Here is a 19,839-nt window from a genome sequence, read left to right on the forward strand (position 1 = left end):
CCGGGCACGCGAGTTCACACAGCGGGTGAACGAAATAAATCGTCGCCCGCCGACGAACGAGCGGGGCCGACGCCGGTCCGACGCAGTCGTGAAATGGGAAAGTCCAGATTACCGGCCCCGGGCCTCACTTGCGCCAGTCGAAACCGTCAAACGGCCATGTGGCGAACGTTCGGACAACAAATGACGCTCACCAAGCGAATCATCCCCTGCATCGACGTCGACGTCGACGAGAACGGGGACGCGGCGGTGTACACCGGGGTCAACTTCGAGGACCTGGAGTACACCGGCGACCCGGTCGAGATGGCCAAAGCCTACAACGAATCCGGCGCCGACGAGTTCGTCTTCCTGGACATCACCGCCTCCGCCGAGGGGCGGGAGACGATGCTCGAGACGGTCTCGGCGGTGGCCGACGAGGTCTTCATCCCCCTGACGGTCGGCGGCGGCATCCGGACCAAGGCGGACATCAAGGAGACGCTGCGGGCCGGCGCCGACAAGGTCTCGATCAACTCGGGGGCCATCGCCAGGCCCGAACTCATCGAGGAGGGCGCGGCCGCCTTCGGCAGCCAGTGCATCGTCATCTCGCTGGACGCTCGCCGGCGCTTCGACGACGCGGGCGAACACTACGTCGAGGTCGACGGCGAGGAGTGCTGGTTCGAGTGCACCGTCAAGGGGGGCCGCGAGGGGACCGGCATCGACGCCGTCGCCTGGGCCATCGAGGCCGAGGAGCGCGGCGCGGGCGAGATTTTCGTCAACTCCATCGACGCCGACGGCACCAAGGACGGCTACGACATCCCGCTGATGAAAGCCGTCTGCGACGCCGTCTCGACGCCCGTCATCGCCTCGTCGGGCTGTGGCAGTCCAGAGGACATGGAGGAAGTGTTCGTCGAAGCCGGCGCCGATGCCGGACTGGCTGCCTCTATCTTCCACTTCGGTGAGTACACCATCGCCGAGACCAAGGAGTACCTCGACAGCGTGGGTATCCCGGTCAGGCGCTGACGGCCAGGGACGAAGTATCAGCGCCACCCGTCCGGAATGTCGGCCCGGTGATCCTCGAACAGCTCCAGAACCGGTCGAATCTCCTCGAACGATGGTCCCCTGGTGACCTCGCCCCGCCTTTCGTCCCAGGCGATGTAGCCATGCGAACGGAGCAACGGAAGGTGGACGTGTTCGAACTCCACCTGCAGCGTCTCCGGGTCGACACGGCCCTCGTGGACGTCACCGGGGAGCGCCACGCCGTCGGACTGCGGGTTGTGATCGAGGAGGGCGACCAGCAGTCGGCGACGGGCGGGGTGTTCCAGGGACCGGAGTACCCGCTGCCAGATATCCACCCCAGTCATGCGTCAATAAAGTGCGCCCATCCGGATAATATTTTGGGAGAATCGAAACATCTGTGTGTCAAACGGTAGTGTCAGTCGAGTCCGCGCCACACGTCCGTCGACCGCAGCCGGGCGGTGGTTGCCGGGACCCGCTCAGGGCATCGGCAGGACGACGCCGTTGGGCAGGACCCCGGCGAGCACCAGCAGCCCGAGGACCAGGGTGGTGGCGGCGACGGCCGCCATTGGCGGGTCGAGGTGGGTGTCTGCGTGGGCGTAGAGCGTCCGGCCGAAGAACTCGCCGGCGAGGCCGGCGAGCGCCCCGAAGCTCGCGCCCAGGAGCAGCGCCCCGAGGAACGGGACCTCGCTGGCGACGAGGGCGGGCGTCATCTCGCCGGGGCCGTACTGGGCCGGGACGAGCGAGAGCGCCGCCAGGGACGCGGGCAGCGCCATGTGCAGGACGACCGGCGGCCGGTAGTTGTCGACGACGACCAGCGCGAGCGTCACGGTAGCGAGGCCGAAGGCCAGGTACGGGCTGGCGGTCCGGTAGGCGACGTACGCACCAAACAGGCCCGCGCCGGCGCCGAGCACCAGCGTCCTCGCCCACCCGGACTGGTGGGGCAGGAACGGTTCGACCACCGGCCGCTCGCCGCCCTCGCGGGTCCGCTCGCCGTCGTAGGCCGACATGTCGAGCCAGCCGCCCTCGGGCCGCCCGACGAGTGGATAGCCGAAGACGAGGCGGTGGGTGAACCCGGAGACGACGACGGCGAGGGCCACGGGGTCCAGCGGGAGCGCGAGCAGCGACCCCGAGACGGCCGCGACGGCGTAGCCGAAGGCGCCGAAGACGCCGCCGACGACGAGGACGTCGGGGTCGGCCCCCAGCGAGACGCCGACGGCCTTGGCCGGGTGGTACTCGGTGTCCGCGGGCATCTCGCCCCGGCGCGCGGCGAAGGCCGCGGCGGCGACCCCGCCCGCGAAGGCAACGTGCGGGCCCAGCACCGGCCCCAGGCCGACGCTCCCGGTCAGGCCGGCGGCCGCCGTCTCCGCGCCCACGCTGCGCCCCACGAGCGTCGCCGCCTCGCCGGCGACGACGACCAGGCCGGCCAGCGCGAAGGCTCCGTAGGCCCCCAAGGCGGCGCCGAGGAGACCCCCGGCGAACGCGCTCAACAGGAGCTCGACGGCGAGGGGCCCGAGTCCGGGTAGTTGCAGCGGGACGACCATCAGCCAGACCACCTCGGGGGGCGACGCAGGAACATCGGTATCCACGGCGTCCCCGCCGAGGCTGAAATAGCCATCGCTCGCCGGGGCGCGGGGGACGGAAGCCGCGAGGGCTTTGTACGCGGGTCACCTAGGAGTGCGCGATGGAATGGCGGTGTGAGTGGTGCGGGAAGCCCCACGAGGAGAACGACCCGCCCTGTGACAACTGCGGTCACGGGACCTACGAACGTGCCGTCCGACAGGTGAACGAGGAGGTGGTCGAAGGCGGCGCCGCCTGGGTGTGCCAGGACTGTGGGCGCGAGCACGTCCGCAACCGTCCGCCGTGTCGCCGCTGTGGCGGTTCCGACTTCGAGCGCCGTGTCGGCCCGCCCGAGAGCGACCCGCTCGACGAGATCGCGACGTCGTGGCGCGACGTCATCGAGGCGAAGTACGTCCTCGGGTACCTCGCCGTCGCCGCGTTGCTCGCAGTCGTCGTCCTCACGACCTTCGGGTTCGTCTCGCTGCCGGGTCTCGGAACCGACGCCGGGGCCGCCCCGCCGGCGGTCCCGGACGCTCCCGGAAGCGCCGACGTGGCCGAGGGGCTGGACCTCGCCGCGACGGAGGAGGCCTACGTCGCCGTCCTGAGCGAGCGCCGCGAGGCCGCCGGCGCGAGTCCCCTGGTCCGGAACGCGACGGCCGACGAGGCCGCGGCCTACTACAACAAGGCGCGCGTCGACGCCCGCTACGGCGGCGGCGAGGGGCCGGACCGCGAGGCGTTCGCGGCGTTCGACCTGGCCTGTTCGCGGCCGAGCGTTGTCGCCTACGAGGTGGCCTTCGACCGGACTCCGCGGTCGGTCGCCGACTTCGACGACGAGGCCGCGTTCGCGACGGCGCTGGTCGACAGCTACGCCGAGCGCGGCGCGGCCTACCGGGCGGCCGAGACGGGTACCGTCGGCGTCGACGTCCACGTCTCGCCGGACGGGCGCGTGTTCGTCACGCACGTGGTCTGCTGAAAAGAGCGACGTGGTCTGCCGAAAAGAGCGCGGTTACGCCGCGGACTCGAAGGCGTCGGTGAAGGCGTCGGCCTTCTCGATGACGCGGTCGGTACCGTCCTCGAGGGCGTCGAGCGCGTCGACGTCCGTCTCCGTCTTGATGGTCAACACGGGGTCGGTCTGCCCGCCGGACTGCTCGGGGTTCACGTCGTAGGTCGCCGCCGTCACGCCCTCTGTCTCGAGCAGCGCACCCTTGATGACGTTCATGAACGTGTGGTCCTCGCCGGCTATCTCGAGCGAGAGTTCCGTGTCGGATTTGTCGATGACGCGAAGGTCCATGTCCTCGTCTGGGCGCCTGCGACCCATCAACGTGTCGTTTCCCGCGTGCCAGACCCGGCACCGTCAGACCAGCGCGTACACCATCAACAGCCCGAAGTAAAGCAGGATGAGCGAGCCGAGCGCCTTCAGGCGGAACGTGCCCAGCGACCCCTCCTCGTCGGCGTGGGCCGCCCGGAACGCCGCTACCTCCGCGTCCGTGAGGGCGCCCGGGTGCTCGAGCCCCCGGTGGAGCGCGAGCCAGGACTCGCGGGCGAACGGCCGCCCACAGTAGCCACACTCGTAGGCCGTGGCGTCCTCGGGGACGTCGTAGGCCTCGTCGCTCGTGGGCACGGTATCGACGCCGTCGTCGAGTTGCCGTTCGCTCATAGGTGTGGCAGTGGCACCTCCGGACGCGAGACGACCCAGAGACTCGTCATCGTGTAGAACACCATCACGGCGATGAAGGGGTACTGCGACCGCACGGCCTGCAGGCGCGCGGGGAAGAGGTCGTAGGCCGCAGTGTGGGCCACCCAGATGGCGACGAGATGGCCGACGACGACCGACGCCAGCGCCACCCCGCCGAACCACCCCGGCAGGTCGAGCACCGGGACGAGCGCAGGCGAGCCCAGCGGGTCCGCCAGCGCGACGGCCAGCGACGGCGCGAGGACGAGGAAGTAGCCGAGGTAGTGGGCGAAGTGATAGCCAGCGGCGATTGCCAGCAACGGCGGCGCGAACCGCCGGGCCAGGACCGCCGGGGCGAGGTACGTCTCGGCGGTCTGTCGACCGGCCCGGACGGCGAGGCGGTACACGCCGAGAAAGAGCGCGAACCCCGCGACGAGCGCGAGCGGATACAGCAGGTGGGCCGGCAGCCCCGCGGCCACGAGCGGCGTCGTCAGGTCGCGCCAGGCCGGCGTCGTGACCAGGCCGTCGTAGGTGGTGACCCACAGCAGCGCGACGACGAACGCCACTTCGTCCGCGCCATCGACCAGGCGTGCCGTCGAGAGGTCCATCCCCGGCACCCGCAGGCGGTAGCCGTCCTCGCCCCGGCCGACCGGCGCGACGCGGCCGTAGTACCGGAAGACCCGCTCTACGGGGTCGACCCGGTCGAACCACGTCGCCGGGCCGAAGACGACGGCGCCGGCGAGCGTGACCACCGAGTACACGACGACGACCGTGGCGAGCAACCGCGGGTCGTCGGCCAGTGGGCTGACCACCTCGACCCAGACGAGCGCCAGCAGGCCGGCGACGCCGGGCCAGGCCCCGAGCCGGTCGGGGTACGACCGGTCCAGGGATGGCAACAGCCCCGCCAGCGTCTTCCAGGGGTTCAGGACCGTCCAGGTGTTGCCCAGCAGGTACGTCGTCATCGCCAGGCCGGCCCACCAGCCCACCCACACCAGCAGGATCGCCAGGTTGGTCCGGGCGTTCGTCGGGCCGAGAAAGCCCGTCACGAGGATGGCGGCGAGCCCGACCACGCCGACGGCCCGGCCCGCCAGCACCAGGCCCCGTTCGCCGCCCGACGTGAGCGGGACGCCCCAGGCGTGGGCGCGCTCGATGAACGACCGGTCGGTCACGAACGAGGCGAGCAGGAACGAGGCACCCACGGCCGCACCGCCCGTCGAGAGGAAGAGCCACGTCGGGACCGTCAGCGTCTCCCGGCCGCCACCGGCCAGGCTGCCCCCGTGTGCGCTCGCCGTGCCGACCGCGAGGAGCCCCACTGCCGCACACAGAACGCTGACGACGAGCCGGCCTCGACGGACTGTCATCGGTTCCGATTGGTTCCGCCCGTCCCTGTATGTTCCGACATCGGGCGAGCGAATTGGATGGGCTTTTAGTAATCGACTCGCAAGGACCGGGTATGAGCACGACCGAAGAACGCACAGACGGTGGCCACGGGGACCACCACCTCCCGGCGACGGAGGACTGGCCCCGCGGGTTCGGCGAGGCGAGCTGGTGGCCGTTCGTGACGGCCATCGGCGCATCGGGCATCTACGTGGGCGCGGCGCTGTTCGTCCTCTCGATGGCCGAGGAACCGCTCGTGGGCGGGACAATCAGTGCCGGCGCCGTCGTCGGCAGCGTCGGTATCTTCCTCGTGGGCCTGTACGGCTGGCTCTACCACGCCTTCGTCTCGGACTTCTGGGAACGTGGCACCAACCACCACTCCAGTCGAACGCTGAAGTTCGCCATGCTCCTGTTCCTCGGGACTGAGGTGGCGACGTTCGGGGCCGGGTTCATCTACTACTTCATGATCCGCGGTGGCGACGTCTGGGTGGACGCCGCCATCCCCGAGGTGTTCGGGTCGCTCGTCATCGTCAACACCGTCATCCTGCTCATCAGCTCGGTGACGCTGCACTACAGCCACCACGCGCTCATCAACGGGAACCGCGACCGGTTCATCAAACTGCTCGGCGTGACGCTGCTGCTCGGCATCGTCTTCATCGCCGGCCAGGTCTACGAGTACTACGAGTTCATCGTCCACGAAGGGTTCACCATCGGCGAGGGCATCTACGGGTCGGCCTTCTACGGCCTGACCGGCCTGCACGGCCTCCACGTGACGATGGGCGCCGTCCTGCTCGGTATCGTCTTCGCCCGCGCCTACTACGGGCAGTACTCCCCCGAGCGCCACACCTCGGTCTCGACGGCCTCGATGTACTGGCACTTCGTCGACGTCGTCTGGGTTTTCCTGGTCGTCGTCCTCTACATCGGCGCGAACCTGGTCTGAGTTTAAGCCCCTCCCCCCGTTGTCCCCGGTATGGAGCAACTCGACGTCAACGACGGGTTCGACGTCCACGACTACCGCCACGGGTTGAAACTGCTCACCCAGGACCGCGACACGATGACCCTCGAGAACCGCGCGGACTTCGCCTGTCCGGCCTGCGGCGAGGCGTTCGACCGCCTGTTCGTCAGCGAGAAGCGCACGAACACGTTCGGTGACCCCGGACGCCCCTTCTGTCTCGCCCGAACCGACGCGCAACTGCTGGTGCTGACGCACTGACCTCCCGATCACCTTCGCGACGGACTGCGGACCAGAGTTGGAATCCCGACGGGTACGGCGAGCGAAAATGAAACGATATTTCAGGGCGCTCGATAGAAAAGCCACACATGCGAGATGCGCAGCGGGGTGACCAGGTATTCATCGCTCTCGCCGACGAACGACGGCGGCGCGCCCTCTCGTTACTGGCCGACCACACGGAACTGACGCTCCCCGATCTGGCAGACGAGATCGCCGAACGGGAACACCGGACGTCGCTCGCCGACATCCCGCCAGAGGCGGTCTGTCAGCTGTACCTCGAACTCTATCACCGACACGTCCCCCAGCTGGAGGCCGCCGACCTCGTCACCTACAGCCAGGAGCAGGACCGCCTCGCCGTGACCGAACTCGGGCAGAAGGTCGATCAGACGCTGCTCGAATCCGTCGAGTCGTTGCTTTCCTGACCCGTCTTCGCACGAAATACCAAGTAAGCGGGTCGTTACCTGTCTATTTGGTCTATTCCGAAGGAAAGAGCCGGTGGAGGGATTTGAACCCTCGGCCTAATCCTTACGAAGGATTCGCTCTAGCCAGTCTGAGCTACACCGGCACGCCGAGCGCCTCGCAGCACTCGAACAGTGTGCGATAACCGCAATAAGGATTGCGAATCGGGGGCGTCGAGCGAACGTGTCCCACGCCCCTCCGGCGCTTCTCGGCCGCTCTCGACCCCGAACTCACCGCCGGAGGTGCACGTCCAGGACGACGTTCTGTTCGCCCGGCGCGTAGGACCGGACCGCCCGGCGCGCCTCGACGGCCACCTCGTACTCGGGTTCGGCGGCGGCCCGAATCGCGCGCTCGCCGGGCCCGAACAGGTCGTCGTCGGACTGGATGTCGTAGTAGTGGAGCGTACAGTCGTCGCCGGCGAGGCGAATCGCCGTCTCGAGGAACTCGTCGGCACTGTGGGGGAGGTTCATCACGACGCGGTCGGCCCACCCCTCGTAGTCGGTCGCGACGTCGCGGACGTCGCCACAGACGGCCGTCACGCGGTCGGCGACACCGTTGCGCTCGGCGTTCCGCCGGAGGTACTCGACGGCCGCCGCGTTGATGTCCGTCCCGACGCAGGTGGCCCCGCGCTTCGCGAAGGGGACGACGAACGGGCCGACGCCGGCGAACATATCGAAGGCCCGCTCGCCCGCCTCGACCTGTTCGACGACGCGGTGGCGCTCGGTGGCCAGTCGTGGCGAGAAGTACACCTCGGCCAGGTCCAGTTCGAACGCACAGCCGTACTCGCGGTGGACGACCTCGGTGGTGTCGCCGGCCAGCACCTCCCAGTCGCGGACGCGCTGCTCGCCTTTGATCTTCGAGGCGCGGTTGAGGACGCCCTCGACGGGGAGGTCCGAGGCCATCAGCGCGTCGGCGACGGCCCGGGCACGCGCCGGGTCGTCCTCGTCGACGATGACCAGGTCCCCGATGCGTTCGTAACTCGGCTCGAACCCCAGGATGTCCGCGGGCATCGTCTGGCCCTCGCGGACGGGCGCGTCGAACTCCACGACGGCGAACTCGTCGGGAACGCCGGTCGGGTCGGTGACGGGGACGTAGAGCCAGCCGTCCTCGACCGTGATGTCGTACCCGTCGTCGACGAGGTCCGCCTCGGCGAGTCGCTGCCGGGTCACCTCGCCGTCCTCGCGCGGGACACGAACGCAGGGAACGCCCATACCACCCCTCCCCCGCCGCCGGCGGTAAGCCTGACGCTTCGCGCCATTTATCTCCGCGGCTCTCCGACAGCGGATATGCTCACCTTCGTCGGCCTCGGCCTCTACGACGAACGCTCTGTCACGCTCGCCGGCCGCGACGCCATCCGCGACGCCGACCGCGTCTTCGCGGAGTTCTACACCAGTCGGCTCGTCGGCACCGATCTGGAGACGCTGGAGGCGTTCCACGACACCACCATCGAGGTCCGGGACCGCGCCGGCGTCGAACAGGACCCCGAACCCGTGCTCGCGGCCGCCGAGGACTCCGAGGTCGTCTTCCTGACCGCCGGCGACACGATGGTCTCGACGACGCACACCGACCTCCGCCTGCGGGCCGCGGAACGGGACATCGAGACCCACGTCGTCCACGGGACGACCGCCCAGACCGCCGCCGGGTCGCTGACGGGTCTACAGAACTACCGCTTCGGGAAGGCGACGACGCTCCCCTTCGAGGACGCCCACGGCGGCGACGGCGTCCCCGACAGCGTCGTCACGACCATCGCGGACAACCGCGCCCGCGACCTGCACACGCTGGTCTACCTGGACATCAAGGTCGACGACCCTCACTGGGACGACGGGGACGAGACGTACATGACCGCCGACCACGCCGCCGGCCTGCTCGCGAACGAGTTCCCCGAGACGCTGGGCGTCGTCGTCGTGCAGGCCGGCAGTCCGGACCCCACCGTCGCCGCCGACACGCTCGCGGCGCTGGCCGAGCGATCCTTCGGCGACCCGCTACACATGCTCGTGATTCCCGGGTCGCTGCACCCCATCGAGGACGACGCGCTGACCGCGCTCGCTGGAAAACCCTAGTCGTCGCCCGGCGCCGCCGCCTCCTCACTCGGGTCCGTCGTCCCCTCGAACGCGCCCGCCAGGTCGTACTCCGTCCCGGTCACCAGGAAGAGCAGGTCCTCGACGACGACCGTTATCTCCGGGAGCTCGCGCACCAGCAGCCAGGTGATGCCCACCAGCACGACCACCGACCCGACCTGGGCCAGGATGCGGTCGGCGATGTAGTACGAGACCATCCGCGGGTCGGAGAGGCCAAAGAGGGTCATCATCGGGTCGACGAACCACTGCATCTGCTGGAGCCCGAAGGAGATGGCGATGAAGACGTTCCGGACCAGGTTGAGGCCGTAGATGACCGCCGAGGTCACCGCGAGCGCCTTGAGTTTCCGCCCCCAGGGCGCCTTCACCGCGAGGATACCGCCCGCGAAGATGGCGATGCTCCCCAGGCCCGTACACGCGAGCAGGATGTTGTACGTGATGGGGCCCTCCTCGTGTTCGAACCAGAACGTGCTCTCGTAGGGGTACTGCTTCGTCGCGATGCGGACGCCGTCGTGGGTCAACCCGTCGACCACCAGCGGGTCGACGCCGACCAGGCCCAGCAGGAAGGCGGTCTGGTCGGTGACGAGTTCGACAAGCCACTGGCGAATCGGCCCGACGGTCACGGCGGGGACGTAGACGATGCCCATCAGCCCCACCGCGCGGGTGAGGACGAAGAGTGAGTCCCGGCCGTTCCACAGCAGGTAGGCCGTATAGGCCGACAGCGGCACCGCGGCGACGCTGCCCAGACCCTCGACGAGGCTCTTCTGCGTGAACACGAAGTGCGGGACGAGGACGAGCCAGAAGAGGGCGAACAGCCCCCAGCCGGCGACCGCGACGCGGCGCGCCCATCGTTCGTTCGTGTACGCGAGGACGCTGCTGCCGAGAAACGCCGCCAGCACCAGCCACATCAGCGGCTCGGAGTACACCAGCGGGTCGAACGACAGTCCACCCAGCTCGACCGTCGACTGCAGGACTGTCGCTGTCATGGATGCTATCTTGGCAAATCCGCCGTATATGTTTTGTCGTTACGTCTGCGTGTGCATCGACACCGCACGGCCGCCGGCCGGCGCTGTCGCTATCGGACGGAGCGCGAAAGAAAGGTCGGAAGTCAGGGACCGGAACTGCTCCGGTTAGTTGTTACGGCGGACTGCGAGGAGCGCCGCGGCGACCAGTGCGATGAGAGCGAGCACGGCCGTGAAGCCAGGCCCGCTGTCACCGGTGGTGGTCTCCTCCGGCGGTTCCGTTTCGGTCTCCGTCTCGGTCATCTCGGTGGCCGTTTCGGTCTCCGTCTCGGTCTCCGTCTCCGTCTCAGTCTCCGTCTCGGTCTCTTCCTCGCCGACGGTCACGTCAGCGCTGTCCGTCACAGCGGTGCCGTTGTCGGTGTACGGCGCGTCGTTGTCCGGGAAGTCGTAGGTCTCGTCACCGTCGTCGTCCAGGTGCGGCATGGCGACTGCGGTGAAGTCCCCGTCCTGCGGGGAGTCGAGCGTGACCTCGATGTCCGAGTGGCTGCCAGATTCGAGGTAGTCGGAGGCTCCGATGACGTCACCGGAAGCCGAGCCCTCGTGGATGGCGATGAAGCCGCCGTCGGACAGCTGCGCGCTGTCGACGACGACCGTCGTGCCGTCGGAGTCCTGGTCGGAGATGCTCACGGAGGCCGTGGCGGCACCAGCGACCGTCCCGTCGATCTCGTCACCCACGTCAGAGCCGCCGAGGCGGGTCTGCGCGGTGAAGTTGGCGCCGGGGCTCACGTCGCTGAAGTCGGCCATCGCGGTGAAGGTGCCGTTCGGGCCAACCGTCGTGGACGGCTGGAGCAGGAACGGACTCTCGCTGTCCGAGCTCCGGATACGGACGGTGACCTCCGAATTCTGCGGGAGGTTCGTCGTACCGCGGAACTGCTGGTCAGCACCAGCGCGGACCGTGATGTCGTCGTCGTTGTTCAGCGAGGCGTCACGGTCTTCCATCGTGGCCGTGTCGTTGACGACTGCGTCGTCGTCGACAAGGTCACTGCGCTCCTCGTGGAGCGTGAAGTTCGCGAGCATCTCGTCACCATCTCCGAAGTTCCCGGCAGCGGAACTGTCGAAGAAGTGGTCGGTGTCGACCGTGACGAAGTGCGTGTTGTTCTGCGCGTCGTAGATGACACTGCGGTTCTCGTTGTTCAGGTTGTCGTACTCGTCGAAGGTGACTTCGACGTTCGCACCGGGGTCCGCGTTCTCGAAGGTGAGGTTCGCGGGCGAATTGGCGGCACCGAAGTTAGCCTCGTTGTTGAGGTAACTGTATGCGACAGTGTCGTTCGCGATGTCGTTACCGTTCGGGTCGTTGATGCCGTTGTCCTTGACGAACTCGAGGGCACCGTCGAGACCGGAGGCCTGAACCTGAACGACCATCGTGTCGTTCCAGGTGACCGTGTCGGTCTGCGTGAGGTTGCCCTGTGCGGCGAGGTCGTAGACCATCGAGACGTTCCCGTTGTTACCCTCGTTGAGGTCGCCGAAGTCGCTCTCCGGGGCGACCCAGACCTGGGCGCTCTCGGTCGAGCGCTCGCTGAGGGAGATCGTCGCGACGTCGTCCTCGTCCTCGACGCGGTTCGTGTGACCCGCAGTCACGTTCATGTCGTAGTCGGTCGCGTCGAGGAGCTTGGAACCGACCTCGTCGAGGTCAACAGTCCCGGAATCGTCAACGTCGTTTTGCGAGAAGCCACGCTCGTCGAGGACCGTGACTTCGTCGTCGTCGTCAACCGTGGTCACGACTGCAGCGGTACCAGAGTGGGTAGTGTCGGTCCACGTGGTATCACGCGCACTGGATGCACCAGCGGAGAAGCTGTTGAACTGGATGGTAACCTCACCGTCACCATTGTCGTCGGTGACCTGCATCGTGAGGTTGTAGTTCGTATCGGCGATGTTACCGATCTGGACCGTACCTTCGTCCGTACCGTCGAGCTGGACGGTCACGTTGACCACGTCGCCGCGCTCCTGGCTGTAGACAGCCTGACTGAAGCTGGCTTCGTCGTCAGCAGCCTCGGAGACGTTGATCTGAGACGTCGTGGCGCCGACGGAAGTCTGGTTGTCGATGACACGGACGGTGTACGGACCGTCGCCGGCGTCCTGCGTGCCGAAGTTGAACGTGTTGTTGCCGGTGCTGGAGAGCGACGTCGTGTTGGTTCGGCTAACGACGTCGTCGTTGTTGTCACGGAGAAGGACCTCGGCGCCCTGGCCACCGCGCGTGATGGTGACGTTGGCTTCGAGGTCGTCGTCGTCGGTGATGTCGGTGTCGACGGCTTCGATGCCGAGGCCGACCTGGTTCACCGTGAACCCGGTCGCACGCTCGAACGCATCGTCACCGTCGGTGTCGTGCGTGATGTTGTAGCTCTCACCGACGTCGAGGTTCTTCGTGTTGAGGTAGACAACGTCGCTGTTGTCGTCGAAGGTGCCGGAAGCGATGATACTGCCACCGCTCTCTCGGACAGTGAATGAGTTAGTGGCGGTCGGGCCGGCAGCGGTATCCTCGACGGCGATACGCTCACCACGGTAGACGTCGATGTAGTTCAGTCCCCCCTTACTGAACGAATCGTCGCTGGCGACGTTAGTGGTGGACGGCGCCACTGTCCGGGAGGTGACTCGAATGTTGCGCTTGTAGAGCGTGGTGGTATCGACACCGTTTGCCGACACTTCCCGCAGAACGACGGTCACGTTCTGGTTCGGCGATGGGTTTGCCAGCGAGCCGCTGAGGGAGACCTCAATTCGGCCATTCTCGTCAGTCCCACCGTTGTTGTCGATGTTGACGTTTCCGTCACTTACCTTCTTGCGCTCGACATAAACGTCTATTTCTGGACTAGCGGCTGTAACGGTACCGTCAGAGTTGACGGCCGTGTCGAGCGTTGAATTGAGCTGTACTTCGATATTGTCCGCGTTACCCCCGCTATTGGCAGTATACTCAGTCGCCTGAGTAATGCCGACGTTAGCGGCGGCAGCAGCCCCTCCCGAGAACGCAATGGTCCCGGCGAACACCGAGAAGACCATCAGCGCTGTCAGGAACAGGCTTCTGAGTTTTTCGTTTGTATCTGTCATAGTTTGTTGATTGCTATCGGGCGGCGCCAGCTGCTTTCCACGTAGCCAGAGCGCAGTCGCCGCGACCACGCGTAGACCGAACCAGTGTACTCGCATCTAGCACCATGGGTAGGGGTACGCTCTAAACCTATGGTGGGTATTATAAATGTTTTGTGGTCAGCCATGCGGGATGACACACAGCACCAAGCCTGTCAACGGCCCCGAGAGAGAATCTCGTGGACGTTTCGGACCGTTACAGTTCGTTTCAGGTACGTGTCATGCGACCGTCTGACGTGGAGCAGACGTGTTATAAATGAACGAAAAGCCGCCCGGTCAGTTCGTGACGATCTCGACCTCGTGCCCGTCGGCGTCCTTGGTAAAGGCGTAGCGGTCGTCGCAGCTCGCGGGGTCGCGGTAGTCCTGGGCGTCCCGCTCCAGCAGCGTCTCCCACGTCTCGTGGAGGTCGTCGGTGCTGACCGCGAGGTGGCCCCAGGCGTCGCCCAGCTCGTAGGACCGACCGTCGTAGTTGTAGGTCAGCTCGACGGACATCGCCTCGTCGGCGGCCTCGCGGGGCTTCAGGAAGTACAGCGCGAACGAGTCGTGCTCGGAGCGACGGAACAGCTCGTAGTCGAGTTTGCGGGCGTACCAGCCGATGGCCTCGTCGGCGTCCTCGACGCGCAGCATCGTGTGGTCGAGGGACCACGTCGCGCCGTGGTCGCGCTCGACGATCTCGACCTCGTGGCCGTCGGGATCCTTGACGAACGCGTACGAGCCACCGCAGGAGTCCGGGTCCCGATAGTCCTCGACGCCGGCGTCCATCAGTTCCTCGTAGGCGTCGTAGACGTCCGCACACCGGACGGCGATGTGGCCCCACGCGTCGCCCATCTCGTAGGAGCGCCCGTCGTGGTTGTAGGTCAGTTCGAGCATCGCGCCCTCGTCGTGCATGTCCTCGGGGCCGAGGAAGACGTTGGTGAACGTGTCGGCCTCCCAGCGGCCCTTCTCCTCGTAGTCGAGGTAGTTCTGGTACCAGTCGAGCGACGCGTCCAGGTCTTCGACGCGCATCATCGTGTGGTCGAGCGTCAGCATATGCGTGCCGTGGGACGGGTGCGCGAAAAGGTTACCGTCCTAGGAGAGACACACAGTGGGTCTGGGGACGGGAGTACCGAGAGCCAGAAAGCCCCCGACCTATCGACTCCCGCGGCTCGCTGCGCTCCTCGTTCGTTTCACTCACTGCGGTGCTTGCGTCGCCGGGGTTCGTCGATAGGTCGGCCCCTTTCAGTCCCGCCCGGGTGGAAAGTCCACGGGGTGGGACTGAAAGGGGCCGCTCGCTCCGGGAAGACGGGCGACGTAAGGACCGCAGGCCTGCGGCCGAGGACCGCAGCGAGCCCCTCGACCGGAGCGAGCGGGGGCTTTCTGGCTGTTCGAAACTGTCTGGACCCTGCCAGCAGAGAGACGGACGACTCTTCGAAACTCAGCCGGTCCACCAGCTCACTCAGCGTCCGACCCGACACCGAAGACCCCAGTCTCACGCACCGTCGGCCAGTAGAACCACCAGACGACGGCCAGCATGACGACCGTTCCCAGCGGGAACCCGACGTAGCCGACGCGGCGGTTGAACCCGAGAACGACCGTAATCTGTGAGAGGCCGGCCGCGGCGAGCGCGAAGGCGGTCAGGCGCACGTCCTCGCGCCAGACGACGCCGGCGACGGCGCTCCCCAGGGCGATGAGATACAGGAGGACGCCGGTCCCCCAGGCCTCGATGAATCGGGGGAGGCCGTCGGTGAAGCGAAAGAAGAAGTCGTACACCGAGACCACCATCGGGGGGTTGGTGTTGAACAGGCCAAAGGAGAACACCAGCGTGAGTTCGTCGCCGATAAGCAGCACCGTCCAGGGGACGAAGCCGGCGACGGCGACGGCGAGAAGGCGGCGGCGTGGGCCGTGCTCCATACGCGTGGGTAGGGAGTCGGCGCAAAGAGTCCACGCATTCCCACGCGGGGCCGCCCGTGCATGCGGAGGAGAATACTCGGTCGCAGCTTACCGCCGGGCGACGATACGCAGGACGTCCTCGTCGGCCAGTTCGTGGCCGCGCCCGACCTGTTGCTCGTCGTGTTTGGCACTCGGCCCGGTGACGCGGGCGAAGCGGAAGCGCTCGTCGAAGCTGCCCCCCAGCTTCTCACAGGCGTCGTCCACGGTGTCGCCCTCGCGGAGGATGAGCGGTTCCTCGTAGTCGACGCCGCGGCCGGGTTTGTCCATGTAGATGCGGATGAGCCCCAGTTCCTCCCAGATGCGCTCGGTCAGGCCCTCCAGCCCTTTCTCCTTCTCGGCACTGATGAAGATGGCCTCCTCGGGGTCGATGTCCCGGTCCCGGAGTTCGCCTTTCACCGTCGGGAGGTAGTTCTCCTCGATGAGGTCGGCCTTGTTGACGACGACGATGGAGGGGAGGTACACCCGGTTGTCCATCACGCCGTCGATGAGGCGGTCTAAGTCCATCTGCTCGCCGATGGTGACGTCGGCGTTGACGTAGCCGTGTTCGCGCAGGACGGCCTTGATCGTCTCCTCGTCCAGGTCGAGGTCGACGGAGCTGTTGATGCTCAGGCCGTCCTTGGCTTTCTTTCGCACGGACACGCGTGGGGGGTCGGTGTCGAGGCGGATCTTGTTCTTGTACAGTTCCTCGCTCAGGCGGTCGTACTGGTCGATCTCGAACACCGACACCATGAACACGATGAGGTCGGCGGTCCGGACGACCGAGAGGACCTCCTTGCCGCCGCCGCGGCCGCCGGCGGCACCCTCGATGAGGCCGGGGACGTCGAGAATCTGGATGTTGGCGCCCTTGTGCTTGAGCATCCCCGGGTAGACGTCGAGCGTGGTGAACTCGTAGGCACCCGTCTCGGACTCGGCGTTGGTCAGGGCGTTCAGCAGCGTCGACTTGCCGACGCTGGGGAACCCGACGAGGGCGACGGTGGCGTCGCCGTGTTTCTCGACGCCGTAGCCGCCGCCACCGCCCGAGGAGGACTGCTGTTGCTCGAGTTTCTCTTTCTTCTCGGCGAGTTTCGACTTCAGCCGGCCGATGTGGGCCTCGGTGGACTTGTTGTAGGGCGTACTCGCGATTTCCTCCTCGAGTTCCTGTATCTCCTCTTCGAGCCCCATTACGTGTACCTCCGCCGCGCGCGCTGGATAAGGCTTTCTTCCCTCGCCGACCGGCCCGTCGTCAGTCGGTAATTCTTGCCAGCCACGTGTAAGTCGACACGCCTTTAGGCGGCCAACCGTCAGGTTCGATCATGGCAGACGTCGAGCGCTTCCGCGACAGCACGCAGATCCGCCTGCCAGCCGGTGCGCTCGACGGCATCCGCGAGGAACTGGAAGCGCGGTTCACCGTCACGGTCCGTCGGGAGGACGACCACGTCCGCATCATCGGGTCGCCGGTCGAGATCAAGGCGGCCGGCGAGTTCCTCGCGATGAACGGCGTGACCTTCGCCTAACGGCCGCAGGTCGGCCGGTCCGGCCGTGTGTCGCACTCACGGGGGCGTCGGTGAAACGCAATCCTTTAAACCGCCGAACGGGATGGCTGAGACATGGCTGGAACTATCGAAGTGCTCGTTCCCGGCGGCCAGGCCAACCCTGGCCCGCCGCTCGGTCCCGAACTGGGCCCGACTCCCGTGGACGTGCAGGCAGTCGTCCAGGAGATCAACGACCAGACCGCAGCGTTCGACGGCACCGAAGTCCCCGTCACCGTCGAGTACGACGACGACGGGTCGTTCTCCATCGAGGTGGGCGTCCCGCCGACGGCCGAGCTCATCAAGGACGAGGCCGGCTTCGAGACCGGCAGCGGCGAACCCCAGGAGAACTTCGTCGCGGACCTCAGCGTCGACCAAGTCATCCAGATCGCAGAGCAGAAACACCCCGACCTGCTGGCCTACGACCTCAAGAACGCCGCGAAGGAGGTCGTCGGCACCTGTGCCTCCCTGGGCGTGACCATCGAGGGCAACGACCCCCGGGAGTTCAAGGAGCGCATCGACGGCGGCGAGTACGACGACGTCTTCGGCCAAGCGGCCAACGCGTAACGCCGACCCGACTCTCGGAGTGCGATTTCCCTGTTCGCTCGCCCGAAAGCGGTGTGTCCGTCCCCGTACCCGCGCCGGTATGTGACTGTCACACACCGTCTGCGCGGTGGTTCGACGCTTTTAAGTGTCGCATCGGCCTCCACACGGACGAGACAGGCAACCGCCTGTTTCACTGACCCGTAGCAGCCGTTTGGCGCACTACGGAGGTGAACAATGGCAGACCAGGAAATAGAGAATGCAGTCTCTCGCGCACTCGAGGACGCACCTGAGCGGAACTTCCGCGAGACGGTCGACCTCGCAGTCAACCTGCGCGACTTAGATCTCAACGACCCGTCGAACCGCGTCGACGAGTCCGTCGTCCTCCCTGCCGGCACCGGTCAGGAGACCGCCATCGTGGTCTTCGCCGAGGGCGAGACAGCCCTCCGTGCCGAGGAGGTCGCAGACGACGTACTCAGCCAGGACGAACTCGAGGAGCTCGGGGGCGACGACGACGCCGCCAAGGACCTCGCAAACGAGACCGACTTCTTCATCGCCGAGACGGACATGATGCAGGACATCGGTCGCTACCTCGGGACCGTCCTCGGTCCGCGCGGCAAGATGCCGGAACCGCTCGACCCCGACGACGACGTCGTCGAGGTCATCAACCGAATGAAAAACACCGTGCAGCTGCGCAGCGGTGAACGTCGAACCTTCCACACCCGCGTGGGTGCCGAGGACATGTCCGCCGAGGACATCGCCGACAACATCGACGTCATCCTCCGCCGCCTGCACGCCGACCTAGAGAAGGGGCCGCTCAACATCGACACCGTCTACATCAAGACGACGATGGGGCCCGCCGTGGAGGTGGCCTGACATGAGCGCCGAAGGCGAACGCAAGACAGAGACCATCCCGCAGTGGAAACAGGAGGAGGTCGACGCCCTCGTCGAGACCATCGAGTCCTACGAGAGCGTCGGCGTCGTCAACATCGCGGGCATCCCGTCCCGCCAGCTCCAGGACATGCGCCGCGACCTGCACGGCACCGCGGAACTCCGCGTCTCGCGGAACACGCTGCTCCGGCGGGCCCTCGAGGAAGTCGACGACGGCGCGGAGGACCTCACGCAGTTCGTCGAGGGCCAGGTCGGCCTCATCGGAACGGACAGCAACCCGTTCTCGCTGTTCCAGGAGCTCGAGGCCTCGAAGACGCCGGCTCCCATCAGCGCCGGCGAGATCGCCCCGAACGACATCGTGATTCCCGAGGGCGACACCGGCGTCGACCCCGGACCGTTCGTCGGGGAGCTCCAGAGCGTCGGGGCGGACGCGCGCATCCAGGACGGCTCAATCCAGGTCCTCTCGGACTCGACCGTGCTCGACGCGGGCGAGGCGGTCTCCCAGGGGCTCTCGAACGTCCTCAGCGAGCTCGGCATCGAACCGAAGGAGGTCGGGCTCGACCTCCGCGGCGTCTTCGCGGACGGCGTGCTGTTCGAACCCGAGGAACTCGAGCTGGACGTCGACGAATACGCGGCCGACATCTCGGCCGCGGCCAGCCGGGCCTTCAACCTCTCGGTCAACGCCGAGTACCCGACGGCCCAGACGGTCCCGACGATGCTCCAGACGGCAAGCGGCGAGGCAAAGAGCCTCGCACTCCAGGCCGCCATCGAGGACCCCGAGGTCGTCCCCGACCTCGTGAGCAAGGCCGACGCGCAGCTGCGCGCGCTCGCGGCCCAGATCGAGGACACGGAGGCGCTGCCCGACGAGCTCCAGGACGTGGAGGTCGCCGCGGCACCTGCGGAATCGGCTGACGAAGACGACGAGGACACCGCAGACGAGGACGCCGGCGACGACGTCGAGGCCGAGGCCGAGGAGGCCGAGGACGACGATGACGACGATGACGACGCTGGCGACGCGCTCGGAGCGATGTTCTAACCACCCACACACCACATCACAGAACAATGGAATACGTTTACGCTGCACTCATCCTGAACGAATCGGGCGAAGAGATCAACGAAGACAACCTCACCGGCGTGCTCGAGGCCGCCGGCGTCGACGTCGAGGAGTCCCGCGTCAAGGCGCTCGTCGCCGCGCTGGAGGACGTCGACATCGACGAGGCCGTCGAGCAGGCCGCCGCTGCACCTGTCGCCGCGAGCGGTGGGGCCGCGGAGGCCGACGAGGAGAGCGCCGACGAGGCCGACGACGAGGCCGACGACGAGGCCGACGAGGAAGAGGCCGACGACGAAGACGACGACGAAGACGACGACGCAGGCGGCGAGGGCCTCGGCGAGCTCTTCGGCTAATCAGCCGACGGCAACCAGCGAACTTTTCTTCGGTGCCGACCCGCACAGCGACGCGTCCCGCGAGCGCCCGGGCGAGTGCTGCCCTCGCGAAGCCACCGGACCA

At 67.0% G+C, this 19,839-nt stretch carries 22 protein-coding genes, 1 tRNA gene and 1 pseudogene; 11 read left to right on the forward strand and 13 right to left on the reverse strand.

The window, feature by feature from the left end:
• The first annotated feature begins 180 nt into the window (after nt 1–180).
• Nucleotides 181–996 (forward strand): imidazole glycerol phosphate synthase subunit HisF, encoded by an 816-nt coding sequence (hisF, locus tag P1K88_RS13140; protein ID WP_276410685.1) that lies wholly within the window; start codon nt 181–183, stop codon nt 994–996.
• 17 nt (nt 997–1,013) lie between these two features.
• Here hisF and P1K88_RS13145 read toward each other — a convergent pair whose 3' ends face one another.
• Nucleotides 1,014–1,337 (reverse strand): transcriptional regulator, encoded by a 324-nt coding sequence (locus tag P1K88_RS13145; protein WP_276410686.1) that lies wholly within the window; start codon nt 1,335–1,337, stop codon nt 1,014–1,016.
• Nucleotides 1,338–1,469: 132 nt separating this feature from the next.
• Entirely contained in the window at nt 1,470–2,534 is a 1,065-nt protein-coding gene (locus P1K88_RS13150; RefSeq protein ID WP_276410687.1) for a DUF7973 family transport facilitator, read from the reverse strand.
• A gap of 140 nt (nt 2,535–2,674) precedes the next feature.
• Between P1K88_RS13150 and P1K88_RS13155 the strand changes: the two genes are divergently transcribed.
• Nucleotides 2,675–3,523 (forward strand): hypothetical protein, encoded by an 849-nt coding sequence (locus P1K88_RS13155; protein WP_276410688.1) that lies wholly within the window; start codon nt 2,675–2,677, stop codon nt 3,521–3,523.
• A 33-nt stretch (nt 3,524–3,556) separates the two neighbouring features.
• Here the strand turns inward: P1K88_RS13155 and P1K88_RS13160 are convergent, their stop codons facing one another.
• From P1K88_RS13160 to P1K88_RS13170, 3 genes are all read right to left on the reverse strand, one after another.
• On the reverse strand, nt 3,557–3,841 hold the full coding sequence (locus P1K88_RS13160) for a DNA-directed RNA polymerase subunit L (protein WP_276277841.1): 285 nt from the start codon (nt 3,839–3,841) through the stop codon (nt 3,557–3,559).
• A 63-nt stretch (nt 3,842–3,904) separates the two neighbouring features.
• Nucleotides 3,905–4,207 (reverse strand): C2H2-type zinc finger protein, encoded by a 303-nt coding sequence (locus tag P1K88_RS13165; RefSeq protein WP_276410689.1) that lies wholly within the window; start codon nt 4,205–4,207, stop codon nt 3,905–3,907.
• On the reverse strand, nt 4,204–5,583 hold the full coding sequence (locus P1K88_RS13170; RefSeq protein WP_276410690.1) for a hypothetical protein: 1,380 nt from the start codon (nt 5,581–5,583) through the stop codon (nt 4,204–4,206). Before P1K88_RS13170 ends, P1K88_RS13165 begins: the two co-directional genes overlap by 4 nt.
• A 92-nt stretch (nt 5,584–5,675) precedes the next feature.
• On the opposite strand from P1K88_RS13170, the gene P1K88_RS13175 reads away from it, so the two are divergent.
• The 3 genes from P1K88_RS13175 to P1K88_RS13185 all read left to right on the forward strand — a co-directional run bounded on the left by P1K88_RS13175 (nt 5,676) and on the right by P1K88_RS13185 (nt 7,252).
• The gene (locus tag P1K88_RS13175) at nt 5,676–6,539 is read left to right on the forward strand and encodes a cytochrome c oxidase subunit 3 (protein WP_276410691.1); all 864 of its coding nucleotides are present in this window, start codon (nt 5,676–5,678) and stop codon (nt 6,537–6,539) included.
• A gap of 30 nt (nt 6,540–6,569) precedes the next feature.
• Nucleotides 6,570–6,812 (forward strand): DUF7385 family protein, encoded by a 243-nt coding sequence (locus tag P1K88_RS13180; RefSeq protein ID WP_276410692.1) that lies wholly within the window; start codon nt 6,570–6,572, stop codon nt 6,810–6,812.
• Nucleotides 6,813–6,919: 107 nt separating this feature from the next.
• Nucleotides 6,920–7,252: a DUF7344 domain-containing protein gene (locus P1K88_RS13185; RefSeq protein WP_276410693.1), complete on the forward strand. Its 333-nt coding sequence runs from the start codon at nt 6,920–6,922 to the stop codon at nt 7,250–7,252.
• A 68-nt stretch (nt 7,253–7,320) separates the two neighbouring features.
• On the opposite strand, the gene P1K88_RS13190 is transcribed toward P1K88_RS13185, so the two are convergent.
• Together P1K88_RS13190 and P1K88_RS13195 are read right to left on the reverse strand one after the other, a co-directional pair.
• A tRNA-Thr gene (locus tag P1K88_RS13190) sits at nt 7,321–7,395 on the reverse strand.
• Between the two features lie 124 nt (nt 7,396–7,519).
• Complete coding sequence (locus P1K88_RS13195; protein WP_276410694.1) at nt 7,520–8,500, reverse strand: class I SAM-dependent methyltransferase; 981 nt, start codon at nt 8,498–8,500, stop codon at nt 7,520–7,522.
• 75 nt (nt 8,501–8,575) lie between these two features.
• On the opposite strand from P1K88_RS13195, the gene dph5 reads away from it, so the two are divergent.
• Nucleotides 8,576–9,349 carry a diphthine synthase gene (dph5, locus tag P1K88_RS13200; RefSeq protein ID WP_276410695.1) on the forward strand — a complete coding sequence of 258 codons (774 nt, stop codon included), beginning with the start codon at nt 8,576–8,578 and terminating at the stop codon, nt 9,347–9,349.
• On the opposite strand, the gene artA is transcribed toward dph5, so the two are convergent.
• The 6 genes and pseudogenes from artA to P1K88_RS13225 all read right to left on the reverse strand — a co-directional run bounded on the left by artA (nt 9,346) and on the right by P1K88_RS13225 (nt 16,551).
• Nucleotides 9,346–10,350: an archaeosortase A gene (artA, locus tag P1K88_RS13205; RefSeq protein ID WP_276410696.1), complete on the reverse strand. Its 1,005-nt coding sequence runs from the start codon at nt 10,348–10,350 to the stop codon at nt 9,346–9,348. The two genes, dph5 and artA, sit on opposite strands and share 4 nt — an antisense overlap.
• A 144-nt stretch (nt 10,351–10,494) precedes the next feature.
• On the reverse strand, nt 10,495–12,960 hold the full coding sequence (locus tag P1K88_RS13210) for a DUF7282 domain-containing protein (protein ID WP_276410697.1): 2,466 nt from the start codon (nt 12,958–12,960) through the stop codon (nt 10,495–10,497).
• A gap of 369 nt (nt 12,961–13,329) precedes the next feature.
• A pseudogene (locus P1K88_RS18470) lies at nt 13,330–13,521 on the reverse strand (surface glycoprotein); the annotation flags it as partial.
• 216 nt (nt 13,522–13,737) lie between these two features.
• Complete coding sequence (locus tag P1K88_RS13215) at nt 13,738–14,490, reverse strand: VOC family protein (RefSeq protein WP_276410698.1); 753 nt, start codon at nt 14,488–14,490, stop codon at nt 13,738–13,740.
• Between the two features lie 402 nt (nt 14,491–14,892).
• The gene (locus P1K88_RS13220) at nt 14,893–15,351 is read right to left on the reverse strand and encodes a TIGR04206 family protein (RefSeq protein ID WP_276410699.1); all 459 of its coding nucleotides are present in this window, start codon (nt 15,349–15,351) and stop codon (nt 14,893–14,895) included.
• A gap of 87 nt (nt 15,352–15,438) precedes the next feature.
• Nucleotides 15,439–16,551: an OBG GTPase family GTP-binding protein gene (locus P1K88_RS13225; protein WP_276410700.1), complete on the reverse strand. Its 1,113-nt coding sequence runs from the start codon at nt 16,549–16,551 to the stop codon at nt 15,439–15,441.
• 131 nt (nt 16,552–16,682) lie between these two features.
• On the opposite strand from P1K88_RS13225, the gene P1K88_RS13230 reads away from it, so the two are divergent.
• From P1K88_RS13230 to rpl12p, 5 genes are all read left to right on the forward strand, one after another.
• Nucleotides 16,683–16,883 carry a VNG_1110C family protein gene (locus P1K88_RS13230; RefSeq protein ID WP_276410701.1) on the forward strand — a complete coding sequence of 67 codons (201 nt, stop codon included), beginning with the start codon at nt 16,683–16,685 and terminating at the stop codon, nt 16,881–16,883.
• Between the two features lie 93 nt (nt 16,884–16,976).
• The gene (locus P1K88_RS13235) at nt 16,977–17,465 is read left to right on the forward strand and encodes a 50S ribosomal protein L11 (RefSeq protein WP_276410702.1); all 489 of its coding nucleotides are present in this window, start codon (nt 16,977–16,979) and stop codon (nt 17,463–17,465) included.
• A 213-nt stretch (nt 17,466–17,678) separates the two neighbouring features.
• Nucleotides 17,679–18,317, forward strand: coding sequence for a 50S ribosomal protein L1 (locus P1K88_RS13240; RefSeq protein WP_276410703.1), 639 nt, complete (start codon nt 17,679–17,681; stop codon nt 18,315–18,317).
• 1 nt (nt 18,318) lies between these two features.
• Nucleotides 18,319–19,368, forward strand: a complete 1,050-nt coding sequence (locus P1K88_RS13245; protein ID WP_276410704.1) for a 50S ribosomal protein L10 — start codon at nt 18,319–18,321, stop codon at nt 19,366–19,368.
• A 26-nt stretch (nt 19,369–19,394) separates the two neighbouring features.
• A complete protein-coding gene (gene rpl12p / locus P1K88_RS13250; protein ID WP_276410705.1) occupies nt 19,395–19,736 on the forward strand; it encodes a 50S ribosomal protein P1 in 342 nt (113 codons plus the stop codon).
• Nucleotides 19,737–19,839 lie beyond the last annotated feature (103 nt).

The organism is Haloarcula halobia (assembly GCF_029338255.1).
Lineage (GTDB): Archaea > Halobacteriota > Halobacteria > Halobacteriales > Haloarculaceae > Haloarcula > Haloarcula halobia.